General features: G+C 70.0%; 18 protein-coding genes. 7 read left to right on the forward strand and 11 right to left on the reverse strand.

Annotated features, from left to right (window positions below):
- Positions 1–2 precede the first annotated feature (2 nt).
- Positions 3–2,207, reverse strand: coding sequence for a glycoside hydrolase domain-containing protein (locus tag OG254_RS25880; protein ID WP_405585992.1), 2,205 nt, complete (start codon positions 2,205–2,207; stop codon positions 3–5).
- 65 nt (positions 2,208–2,272) lie between these two features.
- A complete protein-coding gene (locus OG254_RS25885; RefSeq protein ID WP_405585995.1) occupies positions 2,273–2,626 on the reverse strand; it encodes a hypothetical protein in 354 nt (117 codons plus the stop codon).
- A 315-nt stretch (positions 2,627–2,941) separates the two neighbouring features.
- Between OG254_RS25885 and OG254_RS25890 the strand changes: the two genes are divergently transcribed.
- Together OG254_RS25890 and OG254_RS25895 are read left to right on the forward strand one after the other, a co-directional pair.
- The gene (locus tag OG254_RS25890; protein ID WP_405595197.1) at positions 2,942–4,165 is read left to right on the forward strand and encodes an SLC13 family permease; all 1,224 of its coding nucleotides are present in this window, start codon (positions 2,942–2,944) and stop codon (positions 4,163–4,165) included.
- 4 nt (positions 4,166–4,169) lie between these two features.
- Positions 4,170–4,661 (forward strand): universal stress protein, encoded by a 492-nt coding sequence (locus tag OG254_RS25895; RefSeq protein WP_405585998.1) that lies wholly within the window; start codon positions 4,170–4,172, stop codon positions 4,659–4,661.
- Positions 4,662–4,729: 68 nt separating this feature from the next.
- Here the strand turns inward: OG254_RS25895 and OG254_RS25900 are convergent, their stop codons facing one another.
- The 3 genes from OG254_RS25900 to OG254_RS25910 form a co-directional block, all read right to left on the reverse strand.
- Complete coding sequence (locus tag OG254_RS25900; RefSeq protein ID WP_405586001.1) at positions 4,730–5,836, reverse strand: CU044_5270 family protein; 1,107 nt, start codon at positions 5,834–5,836, stop codon at positions 4,730–4,732.
- Positions 5,833–6,489, reverse strand: coding sequence for a sigma-70 family RNA polymerase sigma factor (locus OG254_RS25905; RefSeq protein ID WP_351190394.1), 657 nt, complete (start codon positions 6,487–6,489; stop codon positions 5,833–5,835). The genes OG254_RS25900 and OG254_RS25905 overlap by 4 nt, the downstream gene beginning before the upstream one ends.
- Positions 6,490–6,589: 100 nt before the next feature.
- On the reverse strand, positions 6,590–7,423 hold the full coding sequence (locus OG254_RS25910; protein ID WP_405586005.1) for a class I SAM-dependent methyltransferase: 834 nt from the start codon (positions 7,421–7,423) through the stop codon (positions 6,590–6,592).
- Between the two features lie 56 nt (positions 7,424–7,479).
- Between OG254_RS25910 and OG254_RS25915 the strand changes: the two genes are divergently transcribed.
- From OG254_RS25915 to OG254_RS25925, 3 genes are all read left to right on the forward strand, one after another.
- Positions 7,480–8,199 carry a GntR family transcriptional regulator gene (locus OG254_RS25915; protein ID WP_405586008.1) on the forward strand — a complete coding sequence of 240 codons (720 nt, stop codon included), beginning with the start codon at positions 7,480–7,482 and terminating at the stop codon, positions 8,197–8,199.
- A 374-nt stretch (positions 8,200–8,573) separates the two neighbouring features.
- Positions 8,574–9,074, forward strand: coding sequence for a DUF6415 family natural product biosynthesis protein (locus OG254_RS25920; protein WP_405586011.1), 501 nt, complete (start codon positions 8,574–8,576; stop codon positions 9,072–9,074).
- A 301-nt stretch (positions 9,075–9,375) separates the two neighbouring features.
- Entirely contained in the window at positions 9,376–10,029 is a 654-nt protein-coding gene (locus OG254_RS25925) for a class I SAM-dependent methyltransferase (RefSeq protein WP_405586014.1), read from the forward strand.
- Positions 10,030–10,161: 132 nt separating this feature from the next.
- On the opposite strand, the gene OG254_RS25930 is transcribed toward OG254_RS25925, so the two are convergent.
- The 3 genes from OG254_RS25930 to OG254_RS25940 form a co-directional block, all read right to left on the reverse strand.
- The gene (locus OG254_RS25930; RefSeq protein WP_405595199.1) at positions 10,162–10,731 is read right to left on the reverse strand and encodes a tellurite resistance TerB family protein; all 570 of its coding nucleotides are present in this window, start codon (positions 10,729–10,731) and stop codon (positions 10,162–10,164) included.
- 110 nt (positions 10,732–10,841) lie between these two features.
- Complete coding sequence (locus OG254_RS25935; protein WP_405586017.1) at positions 10,842–11,363, reverse strand: signal peptide protein; 522 nt, start codon at positions 11,361–11,363, stop codon at positions 10,842–10,844.
- 211 nt (positions 11,364–11,574) lie between these two features.
- Positions 11,575–11,895, reverse strand: a complete 321-nt coding sequence (locus tag OG254_RS25940) for a GYD domain-containing protein (RefSeq protein ID WP_147998966.1) — start codon at positions 11,893–11,895, stop codon at positions 11,575–11,577.
- A 237-nt stretch (positions 11,896–12,132) separates the two neighbouring features.
- On the opposite strand from OG254_RS25940, the gene OG254_RS25945 reads away from it, so the two are divergent.
- Both OG254_RS25945 and OG254_RS25950 read left to right on the forward strand, forming a co-directional pair.
- Complete coding sequence (locus OG254_RS25945; RefSeq protein ID WP_405586020.1) at positions 12,133–13,572, forward strand: MFS transporter; 1,440 nt, start codon at positions 12,133–12,135, stop codon at positions 13,570–13,572.
- A 140-nt stretch (positions 13,573–13,712) separates the two neighbouring features.
- On the forward strand, positions 13,713–14,561 hold the full coding sequence (locus tag OG254_RS25950; protein ID WP_405586023.1) for a helix-turn-helix transcriptional regulator: 849 nt from the start codon (positions 13,713–13,715) through the stop codon (positions 14,559–14,561).
- A gap of 63 nt (positions 14,562–14,624) precedes the next feature.
- On the opposite strand, the gene OG254_RS25955 is transcribed toward OG254_RS25950, so the two are convergent.
- The 3 genes from OG254_RS25955 to OG254_RS25965 are packed head-to-tail and all read right to left on the reverse strand — an operon-like array spanning position 14,625 to position 17,144.
- Entirely contained in the window at positions 14,625–15,581 is a 957-nt protein-coding gene (locus tag OG254_RS25955; protein WP_405586026.1) for a 3-oxoacyl-ACP synthase III family protein, read from the reverse strand.
- A gap of 18 nt (positions 15,582–15,599) precedes the next feature.
- On the reverse strand, positions 15,600–16,580 hold the full coding sequence (locus tag OG254_RS25960; RefSeq protein WP_405586029.1) for an aldo/keto reductase: 981 nt from the start codon (positions 16,578–16,580) through the stop codon (positions 15,600–15,602).
- A 9-nt stretch (positions 16,581–16,589) separates the two neighbouring features.
- Complete coding sequence (locus OG254_RS25965; RefSeq protein ID WP_405586032.1) at positions 16,590–17,144, reverse strand: carboxymuconolactone decarboxylase family protein; 555 nt, start codon at positions 17,142–17,144, stop codon at positions 16,590–16,592.
- Positions 17,145–17,150 lie beyond the last annotated feature (6 nt).

Consider the following 17,150-nt stretch of genomic DNA (forward strand, 5'->3'; position numbering starts at 1 on the left):
CGTCACAGGCCGCGCAGGGGCGCGTTGTACTTCTCGAACACCCGGTGGAGGCCGAGCATCGCGGTGCCGTAGTTCTGGGCCCGGTCATCGGTGCCGTTGTAGCGGGCCAGCGTGCGGCGGGTGTCCTCCTCGCCCGTGAACATGGACGGCTGGGGAACGCCGACGTCGTTCGCGCCCTCGATCAGGACCGCGGGCACTGAGCTGATGTTGTAGTGGTGGTCGTTGTGCAGTTGCTGCCAGACGTTCCACAGATCGTTCTCGTTGGCGGAGTCCAGGATGGAGCCGCCGATCAGGCCCGCCCGGATGCAGTGGTTGCGGCCGCGGATGGCGGTGGCCGCGAAGATCTGCGCGAGACCGGTGCTGGCGTCGTTCTTCGTGCTCAGTCCTGTCCCGTCGTAGTGGTCGATGACCGCCTCGTCGCCGACGACGTCCAGGGTGTTGTACATCCGTATCTCCCAGAGCAGCGGACTCTGGATGATGGCCTTGCGCATTCTGAAGGTGCGCGCGAGCTGGGTGACCAGCCCGTCGAAGCTCATCAGAATGTCGAACGCCTGCGTGGTCGACCGGTAGGTGAGAACCTGGGCGCCCTGGTTTCCGCCCTCCTCCGGCACACCCATGCTGTTGAGGAGATACGACTGGACGTCCGCGAGCAGGGAGCTCCGCCTGGACATGTCCATATCGACGTCCAGTTGACCGGTGATGTGCTCGGGGCTGTAGGTGTTCTGGCCGGCGTCACGGCCCGACACGATGTTGTTGTCGATCTCGATGAGACCGCTGCCCGCTCCCACCGAAACCGTGGAGATCTGGTCGAAGGCCCAGTCACCGGGCAACGGATAGCCGAGATTCCCGGAGAAGCCCGTGGACATGTCGCAGACGAAACTCGCCGAGGTGTAGCCCGCGGCGGCGACGCGGCTGCATACGTTCCGGGGTCCGTAGATGCCCGTCAGGTACCCCTGGCCGTGCTCGTTCATGATGTCCCGGATGCCACGGAAATGCGGAAGGATGTTGTCGGTCACCTCGTGGTCGAGCGCGTCGAAGTCGACGGCGAAGTAGATGCGCGTGCCGGGCTTGAAGCCGTAGCGCTTGGCGCACTCGATGGCGGCGAAGGCGTCGGCGATTCCCTGCTCGCGGCGGAAGTAGGCCGCCTCCCCGCCCCAGGTCTGGTAGATCGGGAAGCAGCTCAGACCGTAGGAGGCCATCCGGCTCAGCTCGCCGGACTTGATCTTCTTGTCGAGTGAGGTATTGGGGACGTTGGACAGGTAGCGGCCCACGATCTGGTAGCCGGCGTCCCTGAGCGCCGCCGCCCGCGCGTCGGTGACCTCGGTGACGCAGTCGGCCGCGGTCCCCCTGCGGGTGGCGTCGCCGGTGGACACCAGCAGCGAGGCCCAGGTCTGGAAGTCGCCGCGTCCGGTGACCGGGAGCTTCGCGAAATTCTGGAAGCTGCGCACGCGTGTCGCCAGGTCGGCGTCGAAGTGGCTGTCGAAGAACACCCCGCCGCGCTTGTTGAAGATCATGGCCGCGGTGAAGAGACTCACCCACGTCCCCGACGAGCCTTCCGACAGGGGGTTGTTCCTGATGCCCTGCTGGGTGCCGGGGCCGAAGACCCCGTTCGCGACGTCGTCGCTCATTCCGATCTCGTACTGGATCGCGAACATGAGCGCCTTCTGTACGTCCCGTGAGAAGTGACCGTCGCACGGCACGATGAAGAAGTTGCGGCGGCCGACATAGCGGCCGTTCATCCACTGCTGCACCGCGCGGGTCAGTTCGCTGCCGCCCTCGATGACGACATACGCGTCCATGGTGAGCAGCGCCTTGAACACCTTCGGCGACACACCGTCCGGAAAGACCCCGTCGACGCCCATGTTCTGCGTCAGCTCACGGACCGACGCCGCGACGGAGTTGTTGTACGTGCCGTCGATGCCGCCGCCGTCGTAGCCCTTGCAGTACAGCGCCGACTGCAAGATCTTGAGGATCTTCTCGTGCCGGGTGCCCGCACCGATGACGGGGTGGCGGGACTGGAGAGTGGCGAGCGTCGTCGGGCCGAAGCTGTCGGACAGGGAGGTGATGCCCAGCTCGTGCTGGAGCGCCCGGGTCAGCGCGAACATCACGGCCCAGCCGGTGCGGCCGTTCTCCTCCACTTTCGGGATTCCGGCAACGTCGTAGGAATTGATGAACTTCTGTGCCTCGATGACCATTTGGTCGGCCATGCCATCTCCTTTCACGCGCGCCCGGCCGAGTGCTCCGACCGGGCGCGGACGTCGTCATGGCCTCGTCAGCAGTCCTCGACGCCGTCGATCCAGTCGGTGGTGTTGCTGATGTAGTAGCTGGCCATGTAGCCGCGGTGGCCGCTCGGGGTGAGCACCCACACCCAGTACGGGTTGCCGCCGACGCTCTGCGCGCCCTCCTGCTGGCAGTACACCCACACCTGGGCCGGGTTGCTCACGGTGGTCTGGATGTCGGGGCAGTTGGCGGCCGACGGGTAGAGATAGCACTGCTCCCCGCCGCCGGCACGGACGTTGACGCCGGAGGCCCAGACGCCGTAGTTGCCCGGACCATGACCGGTCGCGTGGGCGGAGCCGGCCGTGCCGAAGACGAGGCCGGCGGCGGCGATGACGGTGGATGCCATGGTCGCGGCAGCGACTCTCGCAGAGTGGATCATGTCTGTTTCCCCTTTGGAACGGTCGGACGGTCGGACGGTCGGTCCGGGCCTGTGGGCGTAACTCCAGCCGCTGGAAACCGTATGGAGCCGACGGTCGGACCGGTCCTGACAGACGTCAGGACAACAACCTCGCCGAGGTACGGGCTCCCCGGCAGCCGCCGCCCGGCGGAGTTACCGTGCGGCGAGAGTCACCGGTGGCGTGCCGTCGCCGGTCGCAAGGACCCGTAAGCCCGGAAGGACCCGAAGCCGAACACCCCGCTCGCGGAGACCCTGTCCGTGGCCATGCTGGTGCTCGTGCTGGTCGGTGCCGTCGTCCGTCCCTTCGGCCGGCCGGAGGCCGTGGTCGCCGTGCCGGCCGCGGCGCTGGTGGTGGCGACCGGGGCGATCTCGTTCGGCGACGCGCTGGACGAGGCCGAACGGCTAGGGCCGGTGATCGGGTTCCTGGCCGCCGTACTCGTCCTCGCCCAACTCTGCGACGACGAGGGGCTGTTCCAGGCGTGCGGGGCCTGGATGGCGCGTACGGCGGCGGGCCGGCCGCGCCGGCTGCTGGCGCAGGTGTTCCTGGCCGCGTCGGCGATCACGGCCGTACTGAGCCTGGACGCCACCGTCGTACTGCTCACCCCCGTGGTGTTCGCCACCGCGGCCCGGATCGGCGCCCGACCCAAGCCGCACGTCTACGCCTGCACCCATCTGTCGAACACGGCCTCCCTGCTCCTGCCGGTGTCCAACCTGACCAACCTGCTGGCGTTCGCGGCCGGCGGGCTGAGCTTCACCCGGTTCGCCGCGCTGATGGCGCTGCCGTGGCTGGCCGCGATCGCTGTCGAGTACGCGGTCTTCCGGCGCTTCTTCGCCTCCGACCTGGACGCCGGTGCACAGGCCCCGTCCGCCGGCGACGCGCCCGAACTGCCGCTGTTCGCCCTGCTGACCGTGGCGGGCACGCTCGCCGGGTTCGTGCTGACCTCGGCCGTCGGCGTCGACCCGGCCTGGGCGGCCCTGGCCGGCGCGACGGTGCTCGCCGTGCGGGCGCTGGTGCGACGCCGTACGACGCCGAAGGCGCTGGTGAGTTCCGCGTCGGTGCCGTTCCTGGCGTTCGTTCTGGCGCTCGGGGTCGTGGTCCGCGCGGTCGTGGACAACGGGCTCGACACGGCCCTCGGGCACCTGATCCCCGACGGCACCGGGCTCGCGGCCCTGTTCGGGATCGCCGCGCTGGCCGCCGTACTGGCCAACGTCATCAACAACCTGCCGGCCGTCCTGGTGCTGCTGCCGCTGACCTCCGGCTCCGGCCCGGGCGCCGTCCTCGCCGTGCTGCTCGGGGTGAACATCGGCCCCAATCTCACCTATGCCGGATCGCTGGCGACGCTGCTGTGGCGGCGTATCGTCCACGCCCATGACGCGGAGGTGGAGCTGCGGGAGTTCACCCGGCTCGGCCTGTACGCCGTACCCGCGAGCCTGTGCGCCGCCGTACTGGCACTGTGGGCCTCACTGGCCGTGATCGGAGGAGGCTGATCCCATGGCGGTGGTCGTCTGGGTCGTCGAGGGCACCTGGCCCGCCTGCGTGGACGCCGCGCGCACGCACGCGCCCGAGGGCGCCGAGATCGTCCTGCTGCATGTCACCGGGCACGAGGTCGCGGACGCCGCGCACGGCGCGTTCGCCGGGCTGCTCGGCCGCGGCCACCCGGAGCGTGACCCCGGCACCCGGGTCGAGGACCTCGCGGCAGCCTCCGCCGAGAGCCTCCTGCAAGCTGCAGCCGAGCGCCTCGGGCGGCCCTGCACCCGCACCGAGCGCACCGGCCGGGTCGAGCGGGAGGTCGTCGCCGCGACGGAGGGCGCCGACCTGCTGGTCCTGGCCCGCGACGGCGACCGCGTCCGGCTCGGCCCGCACAGTCTCGGCCCGGCGAGCCGGTTCGTCGTCGACCATGCCGCCTGCCCGCTGCTGCTGGTCTGGCCCGAGCCGGCGCCCGACCTGACGACGATGCCGCCCCCGCCGCCGCAGCACCGGTGAGGTCGCCGGCGGAAGGGGCGGAGGGGGCGGAGGGGGCCGTCGGGAGCCGTCGAGAGCCGTCGGGGGTTTCAGCCCGCCTGAGACGGGGTCTGCTTCATCTCGTCGACGATGGCCCGCTGCATGATCGCGCTGGTGTAGAGCACGGTGCCGGGGGTGATCAGGGCGTCCGTGCCGCTGTTCTTGCTGACCTGGACGGTGCGCTGGCCGAGGAAGACATCGGTCTTCCGGTCGAAGATCCACTCCTCGCGCTGCCCGCTGGTCTCGTCGAGCCGGGCCACCGCGATCCCGTGCCGTCCGGCGGCGTCCACCGCGTCGTCGACCACGACGACACCAGGGATCTTCGCGGCGGCCTTGAACAGCGCCGGGTAGAGCTCGGCCGGCGGGTAGCTCTCGCCGAGCAGGTCGCCGATGGTGGTGAACGCCTGCTGGTCGGGGGTGTTGCCCATCCCCTCGGTCTCCTTGTAGATCTTGGCGAGCAACTTGTCCGGGTCGGTGGTGAGCGCGGCCAGGTAGTCGTACGAGGGGGCGTTCAGCGTCGCCTCCGGGGTGTTGCCCTGCTCGTCGGGGAGGCTCAGGGTCTCGCCCTCGGGGCCGTCGTTGACCGCGGGGTCGATCAGCCAGCCCTCGGTGCCGTCCGCGGACTCCCACACCTGACGGGTGTGCAGCGCGTGACTGGCCAGGCTGGACTTGTCGCCGACGGTCTTCACGAAGCTGTCGGCGGACTTGGACTCGACGTAGATGAACTGCCCCGGCTTGACGTCGGGGTGGGACGTGTCGGCCGCCGCCAGCGAGATCCGGTCGAGCAGCTGGGGCATGCCCTTGGTGGTCGTCGCGCCGATCCGCGTGGTCAGCGCCGGTCCGGTGGCGACGCCGCTGTCCCGGACCCCGCCGGCGCCACCGCTGCTCTGCCACACCCCGGCGACGACCGCGGCCGCCACGGCGACCGCTGTCAGGGGCAGCGCTATCGCCGGGCGCGGGAGGCGCAGGCGGCGCTTCCGCCCGGGCGCCGGCGTCGCGTTGTGCTCGTCCTGCCGCATGTCGTGGATCTGGGCCATCAGACGCTCCTTGTGGAACTCGTGGCGGCCCGACGGCAGGTCACGCGCCGTATGCGAGAGCAGCTCGGTGGCGCTCTCGTCCCACTCGGCCGGGTGCGGCCGGGGCGTGTTCGCGTTCATCGGTTTCCCTCCTGTGCGGGCCGGATCACGCTTGTGTGATCACCTCTTGTCTGTCGCGCGGGCCGGCCGCCTTCCCGAATTCCGCGAACTTTTTCGTACGAGGTCCTGGCCGTGGCGCGGGCCGACGCGTCCTCGGCGTGGGTGCGCAGCTTCTTGCGGGCGCGGGAGAGCCGGGAGGCCACCGTGCCGACCGGGATCCCCAGTGCCTGCGCGGCGGCCTCGTAGTCCAGGCCCTCGCCCAGACAGAGTGTGACGACCTCGCGTTCGGGTCTGCGCAACTTGGCGAGCGCGGTGAGGGCCACCGTCAGACGGTGCCCGTCGTCGACCCGGTCGGCCACCTCGTCGGCATGGTCGGGCACCGACAGCTCGGCCGCCGCGGCGGCGTTCGCGGCGGCCCGGTAACGCCGGTTGCTGCGGTACTGGTTGCGGGCCGTGTTGGTCGCGATGCCCAGCAGCCAGGGCCGCAGCGAGCCGCCTTCGGGGTCCACCCTGTCGCGCAGCCGCCATGCCTCCAGGAAGGTCGCGGCCATGACGTCCTCGGCCACGGACCAGTCGGCGGTCAGCCGGAAGGCATGGTTGTAGACCGCGCGGGCGTAGCTGTCGAAGAGCTCCGCGAACGCGCTCGATTCCCCGGCCCGTACCCGGGTTCGCATATGAGTGCTCACTTCAATGAGCTGTCCGGCACGACGTATTGGCTTCCCGTGAGCTGAGTCACATGCCGGGGAATCTATCTCGGGGATGGCTCTGGAGCGGTCATGTCGTTCCTTCAGCGCCACCATGACGCCGCCCGACGGCCAGCAGGTGGGAGCTTGCCGCCAGCAGCTCGGGGTACGGCTCCGCCATCCGGGCCGCAACGAGCGCCGATTCGAAGAGCGCGGAGTGCCGGAAGTCGTTACCGGTGTTTCGCTCGGCCGCGGCGAGCATGGACCAGGCCGGGCCCTCGACACCGAACACCTCGGTGGCCTCGAAGCCCGCCGCGGCCACCTCGTCGCGCAGCTGCACGCCGCTGTGGAAGTAGGCAGCCGTGAATGCCTTCTTCCCGTCGTGGATCTGGGAGTCGAGGATGCCGCTGATGCTGCATCGCATCGCCTCCTTGTGCAGGTGCGCGTAGGCAGCGTGCTCGAACAGGCTGGCGTACCGGTTGATGCCCGCGGCCGCCAGGAGGCCGCCCGGCTTGAGTACACGGCGGGCTTCGGAGAGAGCCTGGTCGCGGTCGGCGCGCTCGACCAGGTGATAGAGCGGGCCCAGCATGAGGACCACGTCGTAGGAGGCATCTTCGGCGGTGAGTCGGCGGGCGTCGCCGAGTTCGACGGTGGCGCCGGTCTTCCTGGCCTGCTCGATGTGACGGGCGATCGGGTCGATGAGGTGCAAGGCGTAACCGTCTTCGACGAGCCACTGGGCGTGAGCGCCGGGCCCGCCGCCGACGTCGAGGATGCGGGCGGGCGGTGGGGGCAGGTACCGGCGCAGCAGTTCCTGCGTGCGTACCATCTCAAGCCGGCCGTCAGCTGTCGTAGTCAGCCGCTGGGCCTCGTCAATGGTCTCGGCGTAGAACCTCACGATCTCCGGCGCTACCTCGGGGCTCGTCATGGGGGCATTCTGGGGGCTTACCGGTGGACCAGTCCAGTGATCGGAAGTGCGCACCGATGTCGTTGCTGAAGTACGAGCAGATTGCCGAGGACCTGCGGACCCGGATCGCGGGCGGCGAGTTCGGTCCCGGCGAACTGCTGCCGTCCGGCCGTGACCTGGCAGAACAGTGGTCTGTGTCCAGGGCGACGGTGGTGAAGGCGTACGACGTGCTCCGCAACGACGGCCTTGTCATCGCACGCCAAGGCGCGGGGTTCACCGTCGCGGAGACGCCGGTTGCGCGGCCTGCTGGTGGGCGCCGGGCAGGCTCTGCCCGGGTGTCGGGCGGTGCGCCTTTTCGGCGGCTGGGCGTACCCGACCGGGTTGAGCCGCCGGAGCATCTGAGAGATGTCCTTGGGCTGAGCGTCGGCGCGACCGCATTGCGCCGGGCGCGACTGGTCCTGCTGGACGACGGAACTCCGGGCACGCTGGTCACCGCCTGGTTCCCACCGGATATCGCGGACGCTGCGCCTCGGCTGGCCATGGCGGGCCCGATCGCCGAGGGAACGACCCACTATGTGCGGCGTGAAACAGGTCGCTCGCCCTTGGAAGGCGTTGACGTCAAGACAGTGCGACTGGCTACCGAGGAGGAGGCCCGTCTGCTGGACGTGGACCAGCCCGTTGCCGTCGCTGTCGTGCTGCACACGGCGTATGACCAGGACGGACGCCCGCTGGTTTGCGAGGAGGGCGTCACCGCGTCGCACGTGTTCGAGGAGATCGACAGGTACCCGATGGGGTAGCGCCTTTCCCGACCCGCTTGACTGGACCGGTCCACCGGTCCAGTCTCTCTGTTGTGCCGTGCTCGTGGTCGCGTCTGCGGTCGCGCTGTGCCCGGCTTTGGGAAATGCGGACCCCGGCGACCGCTGGCACGGCCCCGGGGAGCGGCCAACCTGAGAGAGCAGGTCGACATGACGAACGCTACAACCCCGCCGAATTCCGGGGTCAAGATGACTTTGCGTGTGTACACCGTGGATCGCTGCGGCGCTGTGACCAAGGACCGTGGCACGTTGGACATCCTGCACGACACCGAGCCGCAGCCGCCGCTGCCGCTGATGTCTCCGACCCCGCCCTGCGCATGCCCTCGCTGCCGGACCGAACAGCCGGCGGTGACCCGATGAGCACCGCCCAAGAGGAGGCGGACACTCACGCGCCCAGCCCCGCCGCGATGCGCGCCGCGGTGTCCTGGTTCCTCGATCAGCGGACGTTGCCGCGGCACGAGACGCTGAAGCTCTGGCGCCAGGACCTCGACAGCTTCCTTCGGCAGCTGATCCCGGCGGTCGAGGAGCTCGCGGTCAGCCTGCCCCCGAGCGACGTGCCCGGGCGAGTCGCGTTGGCCGGCGTCGGCGAGGCGAAACGGCGGCTGGACGAGCCGGAAGCGGCAGGCCTGCACGGCGAGACCGAGCGCGTGAAGCGACTCGCCCGCTCCGTCGTCTCCCTGTGCGACCACCACGCCACCCTCACTGACCTGAGCCTGCGCATGTGCTTGGCGTGCGACCAGCCGATCAAGAGCGACGAAGCGTCGGTGCCGTACGAGAACTCCAGCCCCTCCGGGGGCGCGAAGCAGTCCGGCTGCATCCACGCGTCCTGCGCCGGCACAGGGCGTCCCCGCCGCTGACGCCTCGCCGCCCTGCCCCGGCGTGAAGGGGCCCCGCGGCGACCACCGGGTCAGGGTCGCACCCACACACCCGTCCCGCCGGGGGGCCGCAGACTCCGGCGGCACGAGTCCCACAACTCCCGCTCCAGGTCCCCACCCTGGACAGGCCGGGCCGGGGGCAGTCTTCGTACGGCAAGACAACCCAGCTCGCCCTGCGACAACAAGGTCCCCGACAGCCACTGAACCACTACAGTCACCCCCGCCCTCGCGTTCCCCCGGAGGGCGGGGCCCCGCATCCCGACACCACGCGGAGGAACAAGCCGTGCCCGTACCGCACGACATCGCCGCCGAGACGGAACTCTGGGACACCTTCGCCGAGTCCGCTTTCAAGGACGACGCCGAGCCGGTGTTCTGCTGGACTCAGTACGCCGGGCACGGACCCGGGCCGGAACTGCTCGGCAGCCCGCACCGGGTTCTGGAGATCGGGTGCGGCACCGGGCGGGCACTCGCCTACCTGGCCCAGCAAGGGATCCAGGCTCGCGGCGTCGATCTGTCCCCGGTCATGGTGAAGAAGACCAGCGAGCGGTGGGCCCGCACCGGCGCGACGTTCGAACGCGGCGAGGTCCTGGAGTGGCTCGCCGCGTGCGAGGACACCTTTGACGCCGTGTACTCGATCTTCGGGGCGGCCTGGTTCACCGACCCGGGCCGCCTCTTCCCCCTCGTACGGGCCCGGCTCAGCCCTGGCGGCCATTTCGTGTTCGCTCAGCCGCCGGCGATCCCCGGCGCGTACGGACCCCAGGGCATGTACAAGGGCGGCTTTGCCGGGAAGGCGATGTTCACGTATCGCTACAGCTACAAGCCGCAGGTGTGGGAGCGGCACCTGCTGAGCGCCGGCTTCGTCACGGCTGAGGCTGTGGTGCTGGACGCCCCGAAAGAGGGGCACATCGGAACGCTCATCGTGCGCGCCGGGGCATAGCCCACCAGAGCTGGTCCCTCTCGGCTGCTTCCGCCGTGGGGAAGAGGCGGAGTCCGAGCCGGAATGGCCGTGCCGCCCCGCCCGAACATCGCTGACGTCGGCCGGGGCAGCCGTGGCCTCACCGCCGCCCTGTCAGAGGCCGAACTCCTGGGCCGGCAGCCCGAGTGCCTGGCACGCCTCGCGCAGGACCTGCTCCTCCGCCGGTGCGATGTAGCCGTCTGCACCTGCCACCACGAACCCGGTCTGTACGACCGCCCGGGCCTCCGTGGGCTTCTTCGCGGCCTTGGCGATCTCCTGAAGGGCCTCGGCCTTGCCCTGCTGGAAGTTGAACGACAGCTGGTCGACGTGCTTGTTGAACCGCTGGCGCAGCTGCTCGGACGGGAAGTTCTGAAGGACGTCGTTGTTCAGGATCAGCGACTCCACGTGCTGGCGCTCGGCGGGGTCCACATTCCCGTCGGCCGCGGCGACCAGGGCGCACATGGCCATGCTGGCGTCCCGGTAGGCGCCGCTCTTCAGCTCCGTCTTGAGGGAGGTGAGCTGGGTCTTCAGCGCGCTGACCAGCTGCGCCTTGGACCCCCCGCCCGACCGCCCGTGCCCACCGGACCCCGCCCCGGGCCGCCCGTGTCCACCGGCCCCCCGCGCGCCCTGGGCCTGCTGCTGCAACCCCTTGGCCTGGTCCTTGATCCGATCCCACATCGCCATCCGTGCCACCTCGGCTTCAGCCGTGTCGTTCCGGTCGTCCTCGTGCGCTTCGCGTGCCATCCAGCCAACGTCCGCCCCGCCCCAGGAGTTCCACGGCGTCCCGAGGCCGGTCAGCCGTAGAGGGCCACCCTCGGGGCCACCGTGCCCCGGGCGCGCGGGTCGACGACGGTGAAACGGTAGACCTGGGTGAAGGTCTCGCCCGGGTGCAGGGTGCGCCGGGCGGCCGAAAGGTCGGTGAACAGCGTGCCGGCCTGGGTGCCGACCGGCACGGGCACCCAACTTCCGTACGCGGTACGTCGCTCCACCCTGATGTCCGCCGGGTCGAGGAAGGGACCCGCGTCCGGCGACAGCACCAGGAGCTGCGGGGCGACGGTCCGGTCCGCCGTCGCGTCGTTGCGGTGGGCGACCTTGACCTCGTGCCGCCCGCCGTCGGCCCGGAGGGGGCTCGTGGGCAGATCGACGAAGCCGGTGGGTGCCGTGGCGGCCGTACGGGCCCGCTCCCGCGGGGCGGCCTGCGCTCCCGCCACGGCGTCCGGCGTGGCCGCCATCGTCGGTCCCGCCGCGGCCAGGGCGGACAGCGCCACCACGAGGGCGACGAAAGCGAGCCTGGGGCGACTGTTCTTCAAAAACACGTTCGCTGATCCTTCGGATTCGCCCGGGTGAACCGGCCTGACCGGCAAGGCTGTCGGCCACGCACTTCGTCAAGGGTACGCAGGGTACGCAGTCCATGCCGGGCACCGGATCCCGTCCATCGAGGCGGGTGCGGCGGCCCGCGATCCGAACCGGATGCGAACGCGAATGAGCGGGGGGGGGCTCGTCCTCGGGGAAGAGCGACGGGACCGCCTACGAACCCGGCGGGCGGAATTGGACCTGTCGGCGTGACGCCTCGTCGATCTCGTCGACGGTGAGCAGGGGCGTGGCCCGTGTGTGGAGGGCGCCGCTGGCCTTGACGGTGAGGCTGACGGCGGCCATGGACACCGGGTCGGGGAAGTCGACGATGAGGACGAGGTCGTCCTGCCCGAACGTGAAGTACATGGCCTCGACCTTGCCGCCGAGGCCGCTGACGACCTGGTCGACGGCGGTGCGGCGGCCGCTCGCGCCCTCCTTGAGCAGCCCCTTGGTGCCCTCGGACGTGTAGGTCGCCTGGATGAGGAACTTCGGCATCGGGACGCTCCTGCCCATCGCTGGTCCGGTATGCGCAAGGGCCTTCCCGCTGCCGGGGCGGCCACCACGCACCGCCCGGCCGGATTCACCCGTTGGCGACGGATCGCCACCGGCCGGCAGGGCTACAAGGACCTGCTCCGGCCGGACCGCGAAGGTGGCACTGCCAGTGACAGTCCCGGCAGTGCTGCCGTCAAGGAGGATCTGGCTGGCCCGGGCCGCGCACCCGAGTCTGGGGGCATGACCACCGCAGATACCACCACGAGCGCGGCCACCGCGCACTCAACCCCGGTCCGGATGACCGGACGCCAGGTCGCCGCTCTGGTGGTGCTCCTGGCCTCCCAGTTCATGATGGCCGCCGACTTCTCCGTGCTGAACGTCGCGCTGCCCGAGGTGGGTACCGCCCTCGGGTTCTCCACCGGCAGCCTCCAGTGGATCACCACGACGTTCGCCCTGTGCGCCGCCGGCTGCACCCTGGTCCTCGGACGTGTCGGCGACTACGTGGGACGCCGGCGCATCTTCACCGTCGGCATGGCCGTCCTCGCCGTCTCGTCCCTCGTCGGCGGTGTCGCGGACTCGCCCACGATGCTGCTGATCGCCCGTACCCTCCAGGGTCTGGCCACGGCCGCCGTCACACCGGCCGCGCTCGCCCTGCTCACCACCGCCTTCACCGAGCCGGCCCTGCGTACCCGCGCGCTCGGCCTGAACAGCGTGATGATGAGCTCCGGTTTCAGCGTCGGCGCCATCCTCGGCGGCTTCCTCACGGACGTGTTCTCCTGGCGCTGGGCGTTCTTCATCAACATCCCGGTGGCCATCGCGGCGATCCTGGTCGTGCCGCTGGTCGTCGACGAGAGCCGGGCCGAGCGGCGCACCCGGATCGACCTGCCCGGCGCCCTGCTCATCACCCTCGGCCTATTCTCCGGGATCTACGGCGTCACCCGCGTCGGTGAGGAGGGCTTCGACCTCGTCGCCGGTGGCTGTCTCATCGCCTCCGCCGTCCTGTTGGGTGTGTTCTGGGCCGTGGAGAGCCGCACCGCCGACGCGCTGGTGCCGGTGCGGGTCCTGAAGAAGCCCGACATCGCGTTCGGCAACCTGGCCGCCCTGTTCATCTTCGGCGGCGAGACCGCACTGATCTTCTTCACCGGCCTGTACGTCCAGGACGTGCTCGGCCTGTCGTCCCTCGTCGCCGGTCTGGTGCTGCTCGGCATCGGCGTGGGCCAGATCATCGCCGGCACGCTCGGTCCGCGCATCCTCCAGCGCGTCCAGCCGCGCACCCTGCTCGGCGTCTCCCTGTTCCTGCAGGGCGCGTTCATGCTCCCCGTGCTGTGGGCGACCTCCGACTCGCGCTGGCTGATCCCGCTGATCGCCACCCAGTTCGTGAACGCCTTCTTCTCCATGACGGCGGCCCTGTCCTTCATGGTCATCGCCACGTCCTCCGTCGACTCGGACATGCAGGGCATGGCGACCGGCATGGCCACGCAGAGCCAGCAGGTCGGCATCGCCATCGGCATCCCGCTGACCAGCGCGGTGTTCGCGACCGTCATCGGACACGGCACGGTGAGCGTCACCGACGAACTGACCGGCATCCACACCGCGATCGGCGTCGCCGGCGGCTGCCAGGTCGTGGTCGGCCTGCTGCTGTGGGTGGCGCTGCGCCGCAGGACGGCCCTGCCGGGCTGATTGCCCGGGCAGCGGCCCGCGGCCGGGAAGACGGTTCTCCCCCGTCCCGTCTTCCCGGCCGCCGTGGCATAGGTCACGCCGTTCGGGGCGGCATTGCCGATCCCGGACGGCACCTCATAATCGAAAGGGTGGAGCACATCGTGAACACGGATCTCGGCAGCTACCTGCGGCAGATGCGCGAGCGTGTCCGGCCCGAGCAGATGGGACTGCGCTCCAGCGGCTCCCGGCGGGTTCCGGGGCTGCGCCGCGAGGAGGTGGCCGCGCTCGCGGGAGTCAGCCAGACCTACTACACGCGGCTGGAGCAGGCGCAGACCGCGCACGCCTCGCCGCAGGTCCTGCTCTCCATCGCCCGCGCCCTGCAACTGAGCGCCGACGAACGGGACTTCCTGCTCAAGATCGGTACGCCCGTACAGAACCCGCACGAGCCGGAGCCGCGCGGCGACCAGGTGAGCCCGTACACCCGGATGCTGGTGGAGTCGCTCGGGAACGTGGCGGCGGCCGTGCTCAACTACCGCTGCGACATCCTCAGCTGGAACTCCCTCTACCACCGGCTGTTCGCGCCGCACCTCGACTTCGAGGCCCCCGAACACGCCGAGCAGCGCCCGAACATCATCAAGATGAACTTCCTCGACGACGACGTCCGCTCGCTGTACGCGGACTGGGCCACCGAGTCCGAGTCGAACGTGACGTATCTGCGGTTCATCTCCGGAAGCCACCGGCACGACCCGCTGCTGGCCGAGCTGATCGGCGAACTCACCATCCAGAGCGAGGAGTTCGCCGCGCTGTGGTGCCGGCAGCGGGTGTCCAACTGCATCGAGGGCACCAAGCTCTTCGACCATCCGGTCGTCGGTGAGCTGGAGTTGATGTACCAGTCCGCGGATCTTCAGGACGGCAACATCCTGAAGTTCTACCACGCGGAACCGGACTCCCCGCACGAGGCGGCCCTGCAACTGCTGACGATGGACCTGAACTCCGTTCACCACCGCTGACCTGCGCATACGACGGCACCCCGGCCCTGATGGACCGGGGTGCCGTCGGCTGAAGGGGGCGCGTCACGTCCGCCGCAGAGCCGTGACCCCCCAGGTGAAGCCCGATCCGGCGGTCGCGACGATCACCAGGTCGCCGGCGCCGATGCGCTCCTCCTGCTCCAGTTCCTCCAGGGCCTGAAGCGGATCGGCGCCGCCCAGGTGGCCGTCGCGCTCGTACTGGAAGACGCTGCGGGAGGCGTCCACGCCGAGCGCGGCCAGGTACTTGCGGTGGGTGTCCTGGTTGCCATGTGTGACGAGGAAGTAGGCCACATCGGCCACTTCGGCGCCGATGCCGGCGAGGACCTTGTGCGTCAGGGTGGTGAAGTTATCCAGGAAGGCCTCGCCGAGGCCGTCCAGCTTCTCGCCCCGCTCTACCTTGACCTCGCCGTTCTTGATCTCGCCGTAGTAGGAGTCCACCCACTGCGGGTCGGTGTGGTGCGCCCCGCCCAGCACCTCGTACCGGGTGGCCGCCGAGTCCGCGGTGAGCAGTACGGCGGCCGCGCCGTCGGCGAAGTTGAACAGCTCGACGTAGCCGGTGCCGTACTCGACGAGCTCACTGAGCCGGTCCGCGATGACGACGAGGGCGTACTTGTGCGTGCCCGCCCGCACCTGGTCGTCGGCCAGCTGCACGGCCACCATGCCGGCGTTGCAGAAGTTGGAGACCTCGTAGCAGTGCGCCTGCGTGATCCCCAGCTCGCCGGCGATCTTGGCTGCGGGCGACCAGAACGGCGTGCCCCATTCACTGGAGCCCGCGTAGAGGACGAGGCCGATCTCGTCCAGCGGCACCGGGCTGCGGTCCAGCAGCCGGGCCGCCGCGTCCCGGCCCAGACCCCAGGCGGTCTCGCCCTCGGCCAGTACCGAGAACTTCCCCGACGGCAGGATCTGCCCGAGCTTCTCCGGGCCGCAGCCCGACTCCCGGCTCACCTCGTCGACGCTGCGTTTGCCGCTGGGCATCGCCAGGGCGTAGTCGGCTATTCCCATGGTTTCTCCACCTGCCTGTCAGACGTATTCCACGACGGCGTGCGGCACATAGGGCGCCTGGAGCCGGGCCACTTCGGTGTCGTCCAGCTCCAGTTCCAGGGCGGCCACCGCGTCCTGGAGGTGATGCGGCCTGGTCGCGCCGACGACGGGCGCGGTGACCGCCGGCTGCCGCAGCAGCCAGGCCAGGGCGACCTGCGCCATGGGCACGCCCCGCTCGGCGGCGATCTCGGCGACCACCCGGACGACCGCGCGGTCGGCCTGTTCGGTGGGTCCGTAGAACCGCTCCTGGATCGGGTCGCCCGCCGTGCGCGCCGACTCCGTCTCCCAGGGGCGGGCCAGCAGGCCGCGGGCCAGCGGGCTCCACGGGGTGACGCCGACGCCCTCGGCGAGGCAGTACGGCAGCATCTCCCGCTCTTCCTCGCGGTTGATGAGGTTGTAGTGGTTCTGCATGCTCACGAACCGTGTCCACCCGTGCAGATCGGCGACGTACTGCGCCTTGACGAACTGCCAGGTGTGCATCGACGAGGCGCCGATGTAGCGGACCTTCCCTGCGCGCACCACGTCGTGCAGCGCCTGCATCGTCTCCTCGACCGGTGTGTCGTGGTCCCACCGGTGGACGATGTAGAGATCGATGTAGTCGGTGCCCAACCGGCGCAGGCTGGCGTCGAGTTCGCGCATGATCGCCGAGCGGGACAGACCCCCCGACAGCGGGCAAGCGTCGAGCTTCTCGTACACCTTCGTCGCGACGACGACGTCCTCACGGCGGGTCAGCTTCCCCAGCGCCCGGCCGAGGAACTCCTCGCTGGTGCCGAGGGAGTAGATGTTCGCCGTGTCGAAGAAGTTGACGCCGAGGTCGAGGGCCTGCGCGATGAAGGGCAGGCTCTCCTCCTCGGGCAGCGACCAGGGGTGGGTGCCGAGGCCGCGCTCGCCGTAGCTCATACAGCCCAGCGCGAGGCGGGAGACCTTCAGGCCGGACGAGCCCAGTCGTACATACTGCACGTCGCTACCTCAGCCCTTGACCTCGTCCTGGACCTCGGTCAGCCGGCCCCAGGAGGCGATGCCCTCGTCGAGCGGGATGTCCAGGCTGGCCAGGTACATGGCGGTCATGGCGCTGTGCCCGGCGAGGTGTGTGACCTCGGCGATCTCGTTCTGCGAGTAGTGCTTGCGCAGCTCCCGGAACGCCTCCTCGCTCGCCTTGTGGTCGACCATGCAGTCGGTGACGTAGCGGACCAGCGCGGCACGGTCGGCGGGCAGTTCGTCGTAGAGGGCGTCCTCGATCGCCTTGATCTCGGTGTCGCCCAGACCGGCCTTGCGCGCCAGCGGGTAGTGCAGCAGGCGCTCGAACTCGCTGTCGCGCAGCTTGGCCACCCGCAGCACGATCACCTCGCGGTCCAGCAGGCTCAGCAGGCCGACCGTGAAGGTGCCGCCGAGCGCGAGGTGGGCGGCGGCCGAGTTCTTGGTCAGCAGCAGCGCACGGGTCAGGTTCGACTCGAACTTCTCGTAGACCGCCAGCTGTTCGGGCGTCATGTCTGCGACTTCGGTGAGGGTGACGCGGGGGGACATGGGGAG

The sequence above is a fragment of the Streptomyces sp. NBC_01092 genome (assembly GCF_045039535.1).
Taxonomy (GTDB): Bacteria; Actinomycetota; Actinomycetes; order Streptomycetales; family Streptomycetaceae; genus Streptomyces.

Bases quoted from the DNA above. Each gene is read 5' to 3' on its own strand.
- OG254_RS25880 (WP_405585992.1), bottom strand. From the start codon at position 2,207: ATGGCCGACCAAATGGTCATCGAGGCACAGAAGTTCATCAATTCCTAC.
- OG254_RS25940 (WP_147998966.1), bottom strand. From the start codon at position 11,895: ATGCCGAAGTTCCTCATCCAGGCGACCTACACGTCCGAGGGCACCAAG.
- OG254_RS25945 (WP_405586020.1), top strand. From the start codon at position 12,133: ATGACCACCGCAGATACCACCACGAGCGCGGCCACCGCGCACTCAACC.
- OG254_RS25920 (WP_405586011.1), top strand. From the start codon at position 8,574: ATGAGCACCGCCCAAGAGGAGGCGGACACTCACGCGCCCAGCCCCGCC.
- OG254_RS25885 (WP_405585995.1), bottom strand. From the start codon at position 2,626: ATGGCATCCACCGTCATCGCCGCCGCCGGCCTCGTCTTCGGCACGGCC.
- OG254_RS25900 (WP_405586001.1), bottom strand. From the start codon at position 5,836: ATGAACGCGAACACGCCCCGGCCGCACCCGGCCGAGTGGGACGAGAGC.
- OG254_RS25910 (WP_405586005.1), bottom strand. From the start codon at position 7,423: ATGACGAGCCCCGAGGTAGCGCCGGAGATCGTGAGGTTCTACGCCGAG.
- OG254_RS25915 (WP_405586008.1), top strand. From the start codon at position 7,480: ATGTCGTTGCTGAAGTACGAGCAGATTGCCGAGGACCTGCGGACCCGG.
- OG254_RS25905 (WP_351190394.1), bottom strand. From the start codon at position 6,489: ATGCGAACCCGGGTACGGGCCGGGGAATCGAGCGCGTTCGCGGAGCTC.
- OG254_RS25895 (WP_405585998.1), top strand. From the start codon at position 4,170: ATGGCGGTGGTCGTCTGGGTCGTCGAGGGCACCTGGCCCGCCTGCGTG.
- OG254_RS25930 (WP_405595199.1), bottom strand. From the start codon at position 10,731: ATGGCGATGTGGGATCGGATCAAGGACCAGGCCAAGGGGTTGCAGCAG.
- OG254_RS25955 (WP_405586026.1), bottom strand. From the start codon at position 15,581: ATGGGAATAGCCGACTACGCCCTGGCGATGCCCAGCGGCAAACGCAGC.
- OG254_RS25890 (WP_405595197.1), top strand. From the start codon at position 2,942: ATGCTGGTGCTCGTGCTGGTCGGTGCCGTCGTCCGTCCCTTCGGCCGG.
- OG254_RS25965 (WP_405586032.1), bottom strand. From the start codon at position 17,144: ATGTCCCCCCGCGTCACCCTCACCGAAGTCGCAGACATGACGCCCGAA.